Annotated in this window: 9 protein-coding genes; 5 read left to right on the plus strand and 4 right to left on the minus strand. The window is 71.8% G+C overall.

Annotation, left to right across the window (positions count from 1 at the left end; all coding sequences use genetic code 11):
- Window positions 1-179 precede the first annotated feature (179 nt).
- On the plus strand, window positions 180-1,142 hold the full coding sequence (locus ACWFRU_RS06865) for an SMP-30/gluconolactonase/LRE family protein (RefSeq protein ID WP_453685044.1): 963 nt from the start codon (window positions 180-182) through the stop codon (window positions 1,140-1,142).
- Window positions 1,143-1,237: 95 nt separating this feature from the next.
- A complete protein-coding gene (locus tag ACWFRU_RS06870; protein ID WP_453685045.1) occupies window positions 1,238-2,683 on the plus strand; it encodes a glyceraldehyde-3-phosphate dehydrogenase in 1,446 nt (481 codons plus the stop codon).
- Between the two features lie 67 nt (window positions 2,684-2,750).
- Here ACWFRU_RS06870 and ACWFRU_RS06875 read toward each other — a convergent pair whose 3' ends face one another.
- From ACWFRU_RS06875 to ACWFRU_RS06890, 4 genes are all read right to left on the minus strand, one after another.
- Complete coding sequence (locus ACWFRU_RS06875) at window positions 2,751-4,013, minus strand: PucR family transcriptional regulator (RefSeq protein WP_453685046.1); 1,263 nt, start codon at window positions 4,011-4,013, stop codon at window positions 2,751-2,753.
- 75 nt (window positions 4,014-4,088) lie between these two features.
- Window positions 4,089-6,701, minus strand: coding sequence for a LuxR C-terminal-related transcriptional regulator (locus ACWFRU_RS06880; RefSeq protein ID WP_453685047.1), 2,613 nt, complete (start codon window positions 6,699-6,701; stop codon window positions 4,089-4,091).
- 183 nt (window positions 6,702-6,884) lie between these two features.
- The gene (gene bdeA, locus ACWFRU_RS06885; RefSeq protein ID WP_453685048.1) at window positions 6,885-7,781 is read right to left on the minus strand and encodes a bis(hydroxyethyl) terephthalate hydrolase; all 897 of its coding nucleotides are present in this window, start codon (window positions 7,779-7,781) and stop codon (window positions 6,885-6,887) included.
- Window positions 7,782-7,939: 158 nt separating this feature from the next.
- A complete protein-coding gene (locus ACWFRU_RS06890; RefSeq protein WP_453685049.1) occupies window positions 7,940-10,282 on the minus strand; it encodes a collagenase in 2,343 nt (780 codons plus the stop codon).
- A 348-nt stretch (window positions 10,283-10,630) separates the two neighbouring features.
- Between ACWFRU_RS06890 and ACWFRU_RS06895 the strand changes: the two genes are divergently transcribed.
- From ACWFRU_RS06895 to ACWFRU_RS06905, 3 genes are all read left to right on the plus strand, one after another.
- On the plus strand, window positions 10,631-11,302 hold the full coding sequence (locus tag ACWFRU_RS06895) for a GntR family transcriptional regulator (RefSeq protein WP_453685050.1): 672 nt from the start codon (window positions 10,631-10,633) through the stop codon (window positions 11,300-11,302).
- A gap of 184 nt (window positions 11,303-11,486) precedes the next feature.
- Entirely contained in the window at window positions 11,487-14,183 is a 2,697-nt protein-coding gene (locus ACWFRU_RS06900) for a discoidin domain-containing protein (protein ID WP_453685051.1), read from the plus strand.
- Window positions 14,184-14,265: 82 nt separating this feature from the next.
- Window positions 14,266-14,994 (plus strand): class I SAM-dependent methyltransferase, encoded by a 729-nt coding sequence (locus tag ACWFRU_RS06905; protein WP_453685052.1) that lies wholly within the window; start codon window positions 14,266-14,268, stop codon window positions 14,992-14,994.
- The last annotated feature ends 97 nt before the right edge of the window (window positions 14,995-15,091 follow it).

Consider the following 15,091-nt stretch of genomic DNA (forward strand, 5'->3'; position numbering starts at 1 on the left):
GCAGGGTTTGAGTCTCCCACCCGCCCTGCACGGCACCGCGCCAGCCGCCGGGACAGGAAGAGGTCCCCGGGGCACGAGGGAACTCCGGCGCGCGGCGTCTCGTTGTCAACTGGCCGGGCCCGCCCACGAGTTGAGGCTCCCGGCACCTGTCCCCGCTCTTCCCCCGGAGGCCCGGAACCATGACCCGTGATCACCGGAACCACTCCCAGCCGTCCCGCCGCACCGTCCTCGGCGGCGCCACCCTCGCCGCCCTCGCGGCGGCGACCGGCGCCAGCACGGCCGTCGCGAGCCCCGCACCTCAGGGCGCCACATGGCCGACCGAGTTCCCGCTCCCCGACGGCTTCCTGCCCGAGGGGATAGCCATCGGCAGAAAGCAGCCGTACGCCTACATGGGCTCGCGCGCCAACGGCGCCATTTACCGCACCGACCTGCGCACCGGCCGGGGCGAGGTCTTCTACGCGGGCGCGACCGGCATGATCGCGGTCGGCCTGAAGGTGGACGACGACGGCCTCCTCTACATCGCCGGAAACACCGGCGTCGCCCGGGTCCTCGACACCCGCACCCGCAAGCTCGTGGCCACCCACCAGCTGACCGAAGCCCCCGGCCACTTCATCAACGACGTCACGCTGCTCGGCGACCGCGCCTGGTTCACCGACTCGCGCGACAGCGTGCTTTACGGCGTGCCACGCGGCCGCAAGGGCAAGGTGCGCGCGCTGCCGCTCGGCGGCGACTGGGTGCAGACACCGGACGTGATCAACGCGAACGGCATCGTCGGCACCCCGGACGGCCGGGGCCTGATCGTCGTCAGCAGCTCGCCCGGGAAGCTCTACCGCGTACACCTCAGGACCGGGCACGCCACCGAGATCGCGCTGATCGGCGCGGACAACGTGGTCAACGGCGACGGCCTCCTCCGCGTCGGCCGCACCCTGTACGTCGTACAGAACCGGCTGAACCTGATCAGCGTGTTCCACCTGGACGCCGAGGCGGGCACCGCCACCCTGCGGCGCACGATCACCGATCCCCGCTTCGACGTCCCCACCACCGCGGCCCGCTGGGGCGAGCGCCTCTATCTGGTCAACGCCCGCTTCACGAGCCCGCAGGAGCCCTCGACGACGTTCAACGCCGTCGCCGTTTCCCTCTGAATCTCCCCTGAAGCACGGGCAGGCGGCACCCATTGCAAGATCAAAAGTGGCGTCGGGTTAGCATATGAGCGCCGCCTAGCTCGAAAGATACTCCTGTGACTGTCAATGACGACTCGTTCACCAATTGGAAGCACCGCGAGGAGATCGCGGAGTCGATGATCCCGATCATCGGGAAGCTGCACCGCGAGCGGGACGTGACCGTCCTGCTCCACAGCCGCTCCTTGGTGAACAAGTCGGTGGTCAGCCTCCTCAAGACCCACCGATTCGCGCGACAGATAGCCGGTGCGGAGCTCTCCGTCACCGAGACGCTGCCCTTCCTGCAGGCCCTCACCACTCTCGATCTCGGCCCTTCGCAGATCGACGTCGGCCTGCTCGCCGAGGCCTACAGGACCGATGACCGCGGTCTGTCGGTGGCGGAGTTCACCGCCGAGGCCGTCGCCGGCGCCACCGGCGCCAACAAGATCGAGAGCCGCGAGGGACGCGACGTCGTCCTCTACGGCTTCGGCCGCATCGGCCGCCTCGTCGCCCGCCTGCTCATCGAGAAGGCCGGTTCCGGCAACGGCCTGCGCCTGCGCGCCGTCGTCGTCCGCCAGGGCGGTGAGCAGGACATCGTCAAGCGCGCCTCGCTGCTGCGCCGTGACTCCATCCACGGCCAGTTCCAGGGCACGATCACCGTCGACGAGGCGACCAGCACGATCGTCGCCAACGGCAACGAGATCAAGGTGATCTACGCCAACGACCCCTCCGAGGTCGACTACACGGCGTACGGCATCAAGGACGCCATCCTCATCGACAACACCGGCAAGTGGCGCGACCGCGAGGGGCTCTCCAAGCACCTGCGCCCCGGTATCGACAAGGTCGTCCTGACCGCGCCGGGCAAGGGCGACGTCCCGAACATCGTGCACGGCGTCAACCACGACACGATCAAGCCGGACGAGCAGATCCTGTCCTGCGCCTCCTGCACCACCAACGCCATCGTCCCGCCGCTCAAGGCGATGGACGACGAGTACGGCGTGCTGCGCGGCCACGTGGAGACCGTCCACTCGTTCACCAACGACCAGAACCTCCTGGACAACTACCACAAGGCCGACCGCCGCGGCCGCTCCGCGCCGCTGAACATGGTCATCACCGAGACCGGCGCCGCCTCCGCCGTCGCCAAGGCGCTGCCCGACCTCAAGGCGCCCATCACCGGCAGCTCGATCCGCGTCCCCGTCCCGGACGTCTCGATCGCCATCCTGAGCCTGCGCCTGGGCCGCGAGACCACTCGCGAGGAGGTCCTTGAGCACCTGCGCGACGTCTCGCTGCACTCGCCGCTGAAGCGCCAGATCGACTTCACGACCGCTCCCGACGCCGTCTCCATGGACTTCGTCGGCTCGCGGCACGCCTCGATCGTCGACGCGGGCGCCACCAAGGTCGACGGCGACAACGCGATCCTCTACCTCTGGTACGACAACGAGTTCGGCTACTCGTGCCAGGTCATCCGCGTCGTCCAGCACGTCTCCGGCGTGGAGTACCCGACGTACCCGGTGCCGGTGGTCTGATCCCGGCGGTACGCAGCAGCGGTGGGGCGGCAAGGGATTCCCTTGCCGCCCCACCTTTGTCTCGCGTTCATCCCCCGAGCAGCCTGCGGGCCCCCAGGGCGAGGGAGATCTCCACGAGGTCACCGACGCGGGTGAGGCTGCGGCCGGTGAGCTGCTCGACGCGGCGCAGCCGGTTGAGGACGGTGTTGCGGTGGCAGTAGAGGCGGGTGCCCGCACGTTGCGCGGAGCCGTCGGCCTCCAGCCAGACGACGAGCGTGTCCAGGAGCAGGTCCCGGTCGGCGGGGTCGAGGGAGCGCAGCGGGCCGAGGACGCGCTCGGCCAGCGCCTCCGCGAGTTCGGGCGACGAGACGACCAGGGCGTCCGGCAGGCGTTCGTCAAGGAGTACGGTGCCGCCGCCGCGGGGGCAGGCCCGCAGCGCAGTGTCGGCCAGGCGGCGCGCGTGCGGGACGGCGGCCAGTCCCTCCACGGGTGAGCCGATGCCGGCGCGGGCCCCGGGCGGCAGGGCGAGACCGGCGCCGAGCGCGGAGAGTTCGCCCGCCGGGTCGCCCTCGGCGTCACCGAGCAGGACCAGGGCGTACTGGGCGTCGGGGCCACAGTGGCGCAGTGTGCGCGTGCCCGGCGGCAGGGCGAGGCTGGTGTCTTCTCCGGCCACGGCGATCACGGCGTACCACCCGTCCTCGGGCAGTCCGAGGACGTCGGCGGCGGTGGGCAGGTCGGTGAGGCGGGCGCTGCCGTCCAGGAGGCTCGCGGTCAGCAGCCGCAGGCGGTTCTCGTGCCGCCAGGCCATGCGGCGTTCGGTGCGGCGGTAGGCGTCGGCGACCACACCGCAGTGCTCGTCGACGAAGTTCCAGACGTCCGTGGCGACATGGATGAGCAGCCCCATGTCCTCGGGGTTGCCGCGCGAGACCTCCTCGACCAGGCCCTGCCACACCATCGCGCCGCCGAGCCGGAAGGCGTGCAGCAGCGCGTCGAGCGGCAGGCCCCGTTCGGCGCGTACCCCGGCGATCTGGATGGACGTGCGGTGGGCGGCCTCCCTGGTCTCGCCCGGCTGGAGGAGCGAGGTGACGCTGTACCGCAGCGAGCGGTGCACCTCCTTCCACACCTCGGTGGGGCGGGCCTCGATGTCCGCGCGGTAGGCGGGCTCCTGTTCGCGCAGCTCCGCCACGAGCCGGTCGGTCATCGTGGGCAGGTCCCTCAGCAGGGCGCGGGCCGCACGGTGCAGTACGGCGACGGCCTCGGCGTCGAGCAGGGAGCGGGCGCCCGGTGCGAGCGGGGTGATGGCGGGCACTTCGTGCAGGGGCCCGACCCGTGACCGCAGGACGTGTGGCATGAGGCCTCCACGGGAAGTGTGCGCACTGCCGGATCTTCTTGACGCCCGAAGAATGGCATACCGCCCGGTCGGTACCTAGAGGTTGGCGGCAATCTCCTCATCACGGTCCGGCAACCGTCCGTCGCCGGCGAGGAGCCGGGACAGCTCGACCCGCGAACGTACGCCCAGCGCGGAGAACACATTGCGCAGGTGGTGGTCGACAGTGCGGTGGCTCACGGACAGGCGCACGGCCACCTCACGGTTGGTGGCGCCCTCCGCCACATGACGGGCGATGCGCTGCTGCTGCGGGGTGAGCGCCGCCAGCGGTCCCGGGCCTGGGTCCCCGGCCACCGCCTCGCCCGCGGCGCGGAGTTCACCGCGGCTGCGGTCCGCCCACGCGCGTGCCCCGCACCGCTCGAAGCCGACCAGCGCGTCGCGCAGCGGGCCGCGCGCCTCGCGGGTACGGCGCCTGCGGCGCAGCCACTGGCCGAACAGCAGCTGCGTACGGGCACGTTCGAACTCGCCGGGTGAGCGGTCGTGGTGCGCGAGCGCGCTCTCGTACGCGGCAGCCGTCTGCTGCGGCGGGGCCAGCAGAGCACGGCAGCGCGCGAGTTGGGCCGGGGCGAGCCGGTCGGCGGTGGCCTCGGTCCAGCGGGTGAACTCGGCGGTGGCGCTGCGGGCCTCTGCCGTGCGCCCTGCCTGGACGGCCGCTTCCACGAAGCACGGGACGGCCAGCATCCGCACGGCGAAGTGCCCGCGCCGCGGGCCCGGGGCGACCAGGGGGGCGAGGCGCGCGGCTGCGTCGCCCGGTCGCCCCGCCGCGAGATCCGCCCGGGCGACGGCCCAGACGGCGAGGGTGGCGGCCTGGTTGAGACCGTGCGGGCCCGCGCCCGCCGCCGCGGCCTGCGCGTGCCCCGCGCATGCCTCCGCGTCGCCCTCCACGGACGCGGCGAGCGCGAGGACGGCGTGCAGACAGGCCGCGATGTTGGGCTGCCCGGTGCGGTGCGCGGCCCTGAGTCCTTCGAGGGCGTGCGCACGGGCCGTGGTGTGGCGGCCCCCGCGCAGTTCCCCGTACGCCAGGTGTTCCAGGGCGCGCGGCAACAGGACCTCGGGACCGTAGGCGCGTACGGCGGCCAGCGCTCGGGCGCCCGCCCCGCAGGCGGTCTCGACCTCGCCGACGACCAGCGCCGCGGCCCCGGCGCGCAGCAGTCCGGCGGGCTCGTCCGTGCCGGGCAGTTCGTCCAGGCAGCGGCGCAGCAGGGCGTGGCCTTCGGCGACGCGGCCCGAGAGGACCGCGCACATCCCGCCGCGGTACGCCTCCAGCAAAGGATCGTCCGCGCACACGGGCACGCGCGCCATCGCCTCCTTGTAGGCGGCGGCGTCGCCCATCGCCCAGGCCGCCTCCGCCGCGCCGATCAGCGCGTGGCGGGCCGGTTCGGGCGGGAGCAGCACGGCCGCGGTGAGCAGGTCCTCCCTGGCGTCGGCGGCGGGACCGTCGGCGAGGGACAGCAGGCCGCGCACCTGGTGGACGCCGCCGTGGGCGGGAGCGCCGGCGGTGCGGGCGAGCAGGGCACGGGCCCGCACGGGGTCGCCTGCCTGCCGGGCCGCTTCCGCCGCCTCGGCGAGCCGGTCGGTGCGCAGCGCCGTGTCGGCGGTGAGGGCCGCGGCCCGGGCCAGGGCGGCGGATCGCTCGGCGTGCGGGCGTGGTGCGCTCGCCGCGGCGGCGAGGGCCCCGGCGAGCCGCGCGTCGTGGTCCTCGGCGGCGCAGGCGAGTTGCACCAGGCCGGACAGGCGGTCGCGGCAGGCCGTGGCGAGGCGCGCGTGGGCGGCCCTGCGCCGGGCGAGCGGGGCGCGGTGCAGCACGGCCCTGCGCAGGAGGGGATGGGTGAAGTGGATGCGCCCGCCCGCTCCGACGACCGCTCCGGCGGCTTCGGCGAGCGCCAGTCCCGCGGGGTCGCCGCCGGCCCGCAGCAGCAGGGCGAGGTCCGCGCCCGCGCCCTCGGGTTCATGCTCCCCGGCCGCCGCGGCGAGCAGCAGCAGGGTGCGGGTCTCACCGGGCAGATCGTCGACGCGGGCGGCGTAGTCGTGGAGTACGTCCTCCCCGCCGGGCAGCGGATCGGGCAGCGGGGTGCGGCCCGCCAGTTGGTCGGGGGCGAGGGCCGCGACGAACGCGGAGAGCAGGCGCGGATTGCCCGCCGCCTCGCGGACCAGCCAGGCTCCGACGACCGGGTCGGCCGCGCCACGGGTCAGCCGGTCGAGCAGGGCGGCGGCCGCGCTGTCGTCGAGGGGTCCGAGACGCAGGGTCGCGAGACCATACAACTCCCCTGCCATGGCGTGGTGTTCGGCCACGGTGAGCAGGACCGCCATGGGTCTCTCGGCGGGCAGGCGTCGCAGGTCGGACAGGAGGGCGGCCCTGTCCGCGGGGTGCCAGGTGTGCGCGTCGTCGACGCACACGAGGAGCGGGCCCTCCCGCTCGAGCGGTAGTACTGCCGGGGTGGCCGGCTGAATTGAGGGGACCGGGACGCAGACCGCCCGCGCGTGCTCCACCAGCGCCGTACGGCCGAGGCCGGGCAGCGCGGTCAGGGCCAGCACCCCGCCCCGGCCGGTCCGCAGGCGCCCCACCAGGGCTTCCACCGCGGCGACTTCCGCACGGCGGCCGTGCAGCTCGGGGGCCCTGAGTACGCCGGGTTCGGTCGTCGAAAGGGTCACGCGGGCACGTTACTTCCGCGTAACACGGTCCGGAAGCCCTGCGTCCGGCGCTTTGGGCACGCCACCAGCGGCTGCCGCCCGTGGGTGTGCACGAGCACAATCCAGCTTGCCGGACACGACACACGTCGTCCGCCGCCGGCTGACCGGCGACGGACGACGGGCCCCCATGACGGGTCATCAGGATCAGGAGGCGTGCGGGCAGTTGCCCCGGTACTCCTCGATCGTCAGGCTCGGCCTCGGCAGCGGGCAGAGGAACTGCTCGTAGCGGGTGTCGTTGTCGATGAACCGCTTCAGCCAAGAGAGGCTGTACTTCGCGATCGTCGTGTTGGACGAGTTCGGCGTGAAGTGGGAAGCGCCGTTGAGCTCCAGATACGCCTTGTCCAGGGTGCTGGGCAGCGACTCGTAGAACGGCTCAGAGTGGGAGGACACGGGGGCGACGGTGTCGCCGTCGGCGCCCACGACGAGCGTGGGCGTGCGCAGCTCGGGCCAGGTCTTGTCGGTGTTCCAGCCGGTCAGCGGGATCGCCGCCTTCAGCGAGGTACGGCTCTTGGCGGCCTCCAGGGTGCCGCCACCGCCCATCGAGTGCCCCATCACGCCGAGCCGGGAGGCGTCGACGCGACCCCGTACCGAGCTGCTCTTCGTCAAGTAGTCAAGGGCGGCCAGGAGTTGGCGTCCTCGGCTGTCGGGCTGGTCGAGCGTCGTGTTGGTGTCGATGGTGAAGACCACGAAGCCCTGGGAGGCGAGCCGCGGCCCGAGCCAGGAGATGCTCGACTGGTAGGCGGTGAAGCCCGGGGAGATGACGACCGCGCCGAAGGTGCCGTCGGCGGTGGACGTCGGGTAGTAGATGGTGCCACCGCCGAAGCCGGACACGCTCAGCGAGGAGACGCTGGTCTGCGACACGGAGTACGAGCCGCGCGAGGCCTCGATGCTGGATTCGGTGGGGGCCGGGCCACGCTCGTACGGGTTGTCGGCGGCGGCTTGGGCGCCGGGCGCGAGGCCGGTGCCGAGGAGTCCCGCGGTGGCGACCGCGGCGGCCAGACAGGCCCGCACCACAGGGCGGGAGAAGACGTGCAGGCGCACGGAGGGGTCCTCTCGGTCGTGGCGGAGCCACCCGGGAGAGGGAGGTACACCCCGGTGGAGACCGCCGTGTTCGTTGGCGGTCCCCACCGTGGCGCTGCTGACAGGGTGTCGACATCGGTGAAATCACCGGTGTCGTACAGCCTTTGACTTTCGGGGAGTCAGCCCCGCAGGGGGCCCTCGCAGGTGTAGGAGGACGTTCCCGCGCGGCCGTTGGTCCAGATGTCCACCTCGCCGAAGGCGCAGTTCATGTCGGTGAGGTTGTTGTCGCCGCCCGCGGCGCGGTCGAGGATGAAGGCGTCCACGGTCTCGGACATGTCCTTGAAGACGAGGTCGGGGTCGGCCGCGTCGCCGAGGTTGGCGGTGATCCGGCCGGTGCACACGAACCGCGGGCGGGCCGACGCCTTGGTGGAGCGACAGTCGGGCGTGATGCCGGTCGTGGCGATGAACGAGGAGCGGACCTGGCCGGCCGTGCTGTCCCGCAGCCGGTCGACGGGGACGTAGGTGGTGTCGGGGACGAACAGGTCGTCGACGTGCGCGATCTGCTTGTCGAGGAAGGCGTCGTAGGCGCTCTGCAGCCCCGCGTCACGGCCCAGGCGGTCGCGCCAGGCGTCGAACGCGCTCGGGTTGTCGGCGCGCAGGTGGCGGTACATCTCCTTGATCAGCGCCGGGCGTTCGGTCCACAGGAACTCGAAGAACGCGCCCGCGTAGTCGTAGAAGCGGAAGCCGTCCCCGTCGTAGGTGGCGTGCAGCAGCTGGTTCACGGTCATGCGCGGCCCGCCGCCCGCGGTGTCGTCGATGATGCCCTGGATCAGGGACTTGCGGACCTTGATGCCGTCGTCGCGGGTGGCGCCGTCGAAGAACTCCGCCGTGCCCTCGTCCATCGCGGTGGTCCGGTCCTTCTCGTACCACGGCCCCTCGCCGAAGAAGCCGGGCACGGCCCAGCGGCCGTTGAGGTAGTGGGTGTACTCGTGGCGGAACAGCTCCTCCAGCGTCAGCGAGGAGTCCTGGGGGACGCGCCGCTGGTAGGTGTAGAAGGTCGCGCCCCGCTCGATGTAGACGCCGCCGTTGTCGGTGCCCATGCCGGTCAGCAGCGGGTGGAAGTTCTCGTAGTCGGCGCGGGAGGCGTAAAGGACCGTGGTCAGGGCGGTGTTGGGGTCGCCCTTGAGCGGCTCCTGGGTGCCGAGGACGCGGTGGAACTGGGCCTTGACCTGCTTGCTCGCGTAGTAGAGCTGGTCGACGGTGTCCCGGTCGAGGGCGGTGCGCACCTTCATGCCACCCGTGTCGTACACGTAGGTCTGCGGGAAGAGGCGGCGCTCGATGTCGCCCCTGCACACCTTGTACGACTCGCAGGCCTCGAACGCGATCAGCCAGGTGACGACCTTCGCCCACGGGGCGCTGCCGTCACCGAAGTTGCGGGCGGTGGTGTCCAGGAGCGGGCCGAGCCCGGCGACGGTCTCGGCGCGCAGGGCGTCGATCTGACCGAACCTGCCGTACTCGCTCACCGCGTCGCGCACCACCCAGGCGTTGGGCCTGCCCTTGAGATGGGTGTGCCCGGCGAACGCCTTGAAGGCGGCGCGGTAGGAGGGGTCGGCGGTCACCGCGGCGCGGAAGGCGGTGTCCTGGTTGCCGGGGTAGACGCCGAGGTAGTTCAGGGTGAGCGCGGAGAGGGCCGCGCCGGCCCAGGCGGTGTCCTGCGCGGTGTCGGGATGGGCGGCGTCCATCGTCGCCAGGACCCTTTTGACGAGCGGGAGTTGATGCTGCCGCAGCCCCGCGGCACTGGCCGCCGTGAGCGCCTCGCGGAGTGTCTCGGCGTTGGAACGGGTGACGTCGAAGGCGTGGGGAGCCGTCCCGAAGGCGTCCACGGCGCGTCGCATGGCGGCCAGGGTCGCCGGGTCGGTGATGTCGACCTCGTCGTGCGAGAAACCCTGGTAGGAGACGGCGTGCAGATAGGTGAACATCTCCAGGAGGTGGCCGGCGTTGGTGCCGTCGTGGGTCGCGGCGAGCTGGGTGGCGCGCTGGGCCACGGCCTGGATGTGCGCGCCCGACATGACCGGGGCGAGGCGCCGGTCCCAGGTCCAGACGAGTCCGCGCAGACAACCGTCGGCGGTGACCGCCGGATCGGCGAGGAAGTCGACGAACTGGGCGGGCGTCAGGCCGGTGACGCCGTCGAGCGTGCACGGCACCGACATCGTGCCGACGGTGGCGCGGGGCACATCGGCCGTGGCTTTCGGCTTGTCCGTACGCGGGCCGGGGACGCGCCCGTCGGTGAGTCCGCCGGGGGCGGGGAGCTTCCAGGTGGGGGACTTCGGGGCCTTGGCGCGGCGGTCGACGTGGTCGGACGGGCGCGGCTTCTCGGGTGCGGGCGCCGCGGTCGCGGGAGCGGCCGCACGCGGGGCGGGCTCGGGGGCGCCGGCATGGGCGGCCGGTGCGGCTGTGGCACATAAGGCCACGGATATCGCCGCGGCGGCCACGGATCTGCGCAGGGTACGGGGCTGGTGCACGACAGGCTCCTGATGTGTGGGAGGTGGGGCAAGCGGTGCGTGCGCACGACGCGGGGTCACGCCCGGCCCCGATCACCGTGCGGTCAGGGCCAGTTGAAGCATGCGGGGCGCGCCATGTGATGCGTAACGTAGTAATGTGAAATGGCACTGACAACCCCTCAGGCGCCCGGCGTCTCACGCCCCCCTGTGCCGCAACTCCCCTACTCCTGCGCCGCGTTCACGCCGAGTATGGGTGTGCACGACGTGCATCGGATCTCAGGGCGAGAGGTAGGTGACCTTGTACGCTGGTGAGCCACTCGGGGCGGGCGCGCGGGCCACGACCTGCGGGGTCACGAAGGGATCACCACCATGGGTCACCTCACACAGCGCACCCTCGTCACTCCCCGGGAGCGGCTGCGCGATCAGGTCGCCCACCATCTGCGGGCCGCGCTGATATCCGGTGAACTGCGGCCCGGCCAGGTCTACTCGGCGCCCGTGCTCGCCGAGGACTTCGGGATCTCCGCGACGCCGGTACGCGAGGCGATGCTCGACCTGGCCAGCGAGGGCCTGGTGGAACCGGTCCGCAACAAGGGCTTTCGCGTCACCGAGGTCAATGAGCGCGATCTCGACCAGTACACCGAGATCCGCACCCTCATCGAGGTCCCGGTGATCGGCCGCATCACCCGGTCCGCCTCACGCGCCGACCTGGAGGAGCTGCGCCCCGTGGCAGAGGAGATCGTGCGCGCCGCCCGCGACCACGACCTCATCGGCTACCTGGAGGCCGACCGGCGGTTCCACCTCTCCCTGCTCGCGCTCGGCGGCAACGACCGGCTCGTCGAGACCGTCGGCGACCTGCGCAAGCGCTCCCGGCTCTACGGCCTCACGGCGCTGGACGAACGCGGCCGTCTGATCCCCTCCGCGCAGGAGCACATCGAACTCCTGGACCTGATGGTGGCCGGCGACGCCGAAGGGGCCGAACAGTGCATGGCCCGGCATCTCGGGCATGTGCGCTCACTCTGGGCGCGCGGCACCAAGGAGTAGGGCCTGACGGCAGGGCAGCACTCCTGACGGGGCAGGGCCTAAGCACGAGCCAGGGGCTGCTTACGGGGCAGGGTCTACTCGCGGGTTCGTTTGATTCTTCAACACATCGCGCGATTCATTGACGCGGACCGTTCACATCTTTATGGTCGCCTGACCTTGCCCGGCGATCCCGCAACGGAGCACAATGAGGTCCCTCCCCCGCACGGCCCGGTTCATCGCACCCCTCCTCGTGAGTGTGCTCGCCGCGGCCGTTCCCCCCACCGCGGCGGCCGACATCGCGTCCCCGAGAAACGACGAGGCCGCGACACCCACGTCCTCGCACGACGACGGCTGGACACTGACGTCCCACCGCATCGATCCCAAGGACACACACCACGCCTTCGTCGGAAACGGCTATCTCGGCCAGCGCGTCGCACCCAACGGCTCGGGCTACACCGCGTCCGAGGCCAAGACCGGATGGCCGCTGTTCAGCCGCCGATACGACGGTTCCTTCGTCTCCGGGCTCTACGCGCACAACAAGGACACCACCGAGAACCGCGAGGTCGCGGCGGCCATCCCCACCTGGAGCCCGCTCACGGTGTCCACCGGCGGATCCGGCTCCGAGACGTTCACCTCCGCCACCCCGGCCGCCCGGATCTCGCACTACCGGCAGAGCCTGGACCTGCGCCGCGGCCTGGTGCGCACCGAGCTCACCTGGACGGCCGCCGACGGCCGGGCCACCGACCTCGTCTACGACGTCCTCGCGGACCGCGCCAACCCCCACGTCGGCGCCGTACGCCTGCGCATGACCCCGCACTGGGACGGCGAGGCGAAGGTCACCGACCGCATCGACGGACGCGGCGCGAGGCGCGTTTCCGCCACCGGAAGCGGCGCACGCTCCGGGGGGACCATGTCCGTGGGGTTCCGCACGGACGGCACGAAGACCGACGGGACCGTCGCGTCGACACTCCGCGCGGGGCACGGCGTGCGTACAGGAAATGAACAAACCTCGGCTCCAGCACGCAAGTTGAGCGCGCATCAGTCCGTCGGCATGCCGGTCCGCTCCGGCCGGACCTACGAGCTGACCAAGTACGTCGGCGTCGACACCGCACTGACCTCCCGCTCCCCCAAGCGCGACGCCGTGGTGGCCTCGCAGCGCGCCGCCTCACGTGGCTGGGACGCGCTGTTCGCCGGACACACCGCCGCCTGGCGCGAGCTGTGGCGCAGCGACATCGAGGTGCCCGGCCGGGGCGAGCTCCAGTCGTGGGTGCGGTCCGCCCAGTACGGCCTGCTCTCCAGTTCCCGCACCGGCTCGGCCAACAGCATCTCCCCCACCGGCCTGAGTAGTGACAACTACGCCGGCCTCGTCTTCTGGGACGCGGAGACCTGGATGTACCCGGCCCTGCTCGCCGCCCACCCCGACCTCGCCAAGTCCGTGGTGGAGTACCGCTACCGCACCCGCGACGCCGCCCGCGCCAACGCGCAGAAGCTCGGCCACCCCGGCCTCTTCTACCCCTGGACCAGCGCGAGCAAGGGCGACCTCAAGGCCGAGTGCCACAGCGTGGACCCGCCGCACTGCCGCACCCAGAACCACCTGCAGAGCGATGTCGCCCTGGCGGCCTGGCAGTACTACCTCGCGACCAAGGACACCCACTGGCTGCGCACCCGCGGCTGGCCCGTGATCAAGGGCATCGCCGAGTTCTGGGCCGACCGCGCCACGCGCAACGCCGACGGCAGCTACTCCATCAAGGATGTCGCGGGCCCCGACGAGTACAGCAACGGAGTCGACGACGGCGTCTTCACCAACGCCGGCGCCGCCACCACCCTGCGCACCGCCACCCGCGCGGCGAAGCTGCTCGGCAAGGACGCCCCGGCGGGCTGGCACACCGTCGCCGACAAGCTGCGCATCCCCTACGACGAGAAGAAGCAGGTCTTCCAGCAGTACGACGGCTACAAGGGCTCGGTGATCAAGCAGGCGGACACCGTGCTCCTGATGTACCCGCTGGAGTGGCCGATGTCGAAGAAGGCCGCCACGAACACCCTCGACTACTACGCGGCCCGCACCGACCCCGACGGCCCCGCCATGACCGACTCGGTGCACGCCATCGACGCCGCCGCCATCGGCGAGCCCGGCTGCTCCGCGTACACCTACCTGACGCGCTCCATCCGACCCTTCGTGCGCGGCCCGTTCGACCTGTTCTCGGAGGCGCGCGGCGAGAAGGCGGGGGCCTCCGACCCGCTCTCCGGCTCCCCCGCGCAGAACTTCACGACCGGCCAGGGCGGCTTCCTCCAGGTCTTCACCAACGGCCTGACCGGACAGCGGATGCGCGAGAACAGCGTGCACCTCGACCCGATGCTGCCGCCGCAGCTCTCCCAGGGCGTGAAGCTGAACGGCCTGCACTGGCAGGGCCGTACGTACGACATCTCCATCGGCGCCCATGACACCACCGTGCGCCTCACCCACGGAGAGCCCTTCGAGATCGAGACGCCGCAGGGCAAGCAGATCGTCAGCCAAGGCGCGCCCGCGCACCTCAAGACCCGCCGCCCGGATCTGGAGCCCACCGACAACCTCGCCAGGTGCCGTGACGCGCGGGCGAGTTCGGAGCAGCCGGGCCAGTACGCGGACGCCGCGCTCGACGGCAGCACCGCCACCGCCTGGGTCCCCGAGACCACCCGCGCCACCCTCACCGCGGACCTCGGAAAGCCCGCCCGGTTCTCGAAGATCAGCCCGCGCTGGACCGACGTGAAGCCGGTCAAGAAGACGGTGCGGACCTCGATCGACGGGCGGCACTGGAAGACCGCCGACCCGGACGGGGGCACGGCCCGCTATGTCCGCGTGACGTTCACGTCCAAGGACGCGAAAAAGCCCGCGGGCATCCAGGAGTTGACCGTCAAGCGATAGACAGGCAGATCGCATGAGGAGCGGCGGTGAAAGCAGCAAAACAAATGCTTCCACCGCCGCTCCCGTTGATAGCGTGCCGAGCATGGCGGACGAGGCGTTCGACAACCCCAGGCTGGCGGCGCTCTACGATCCGCTCGACGCGGACCGCGGCGACCTGGATGTGTACGCCGACCTCGCAACGGAACTGAAGGCACGTCAGGTCCTGGACGTGGGGTGCGGAACGGGTACGTTCGCGCTGCTCCTGGCCGACCGCGGGATGCGGGTGACCGGCGTCGATCCGGCCGCGGCCTCCCTCGACGTGGCGCGCTCCAAGCCCGGCAGCGAGCGCGTGCGATGGGTCCACGGCGACGCGACGGCGCTCCCCGAGCTGCAGGTGGACCTCGCCACCATGACCGCCAACGTCGCGCAGGCGATCGTGGACCCGCAGACGTGGGAGGACACCCTGCGTGCCGTCCACGCCGCACTGCGGCCCGGCGGCCACCTCGTCTTCGAGACCCGCGACCCGGCCCGGCGGGCATGGGAGGAATGGAACCGCGCCGCGACCCTGCGCACGGTCACCGTCGACGGCGTCGGCGACGTCGAGACGTGGGTGGACGTCACCGACGTCAGCCTGCCGCTGGTGAGCTTCCGCGGCACCGTCGTCCTGACCGCGACGGGCGAAACGCTCACCTCCGACTCCACCCTGCGCTTCCGGGAGCGCGACGAGGTGGTCACCTCGCTCACCGCGCACGGCTACGCGGTGGACGAGATCCGCGAGGCCCCGGACCGCCCCGGCAAGGAACTCGTCTTTCTCGTCCGCCGACCGGAGTAGAGCACCGTCCAGCCGGATCTGTCCGGCCGTGACACCGAGAGCACTTGGTCGTTCTCAGCCCATGAAAAAGATCACCGCGCTGGCCTGACTCGCTCTC

The sequence above is a fragment of the Streptomyces sp. NPDC055099 genome (assembly GCF_053607685.1).

Excerpts from the sequence above, each read along its gene's own strand:
- ACWFRU_RS06865 (WP_453685044.1), top strand. The coding sequence starts at position 180 with ATGACCCGTGATCACCGGAACCACTCCCAGCCGTCCCGCCGCACCGTC.
- ACWFRU_RS06905 (WP_453685052.1), top strand. The coding sequence starts at position 14,266 with ATGGCGGACGAGGCGTTCGACAACCCCAGGCTGGCGGCGCTCTACGAT.
- ACWFRU_RS06875 (WP_453685046.1), bottom strand. The coding sequence starts at position 4,013 with ATGCCACACGTCCTGCGGTCACGGGTCGGGCCCCTGCACGAAGTGCCC.
- ACWFRU_RS06900 (WP_453685051.1), top strand. The coding sequence starts at position 11,487 with ATGAGGTCCCTCCCCCGCACGGCCCGGTTCATCGCACCCCTCCTCGTG.
- ACWFRU_RS06895 (WP_453685050.1), top strand. The coding sequence starts at position 10,631 with ATGGGTCACCTCACACAGCGCACCCTCGTCACTCCCCGGGAGCGGCTG.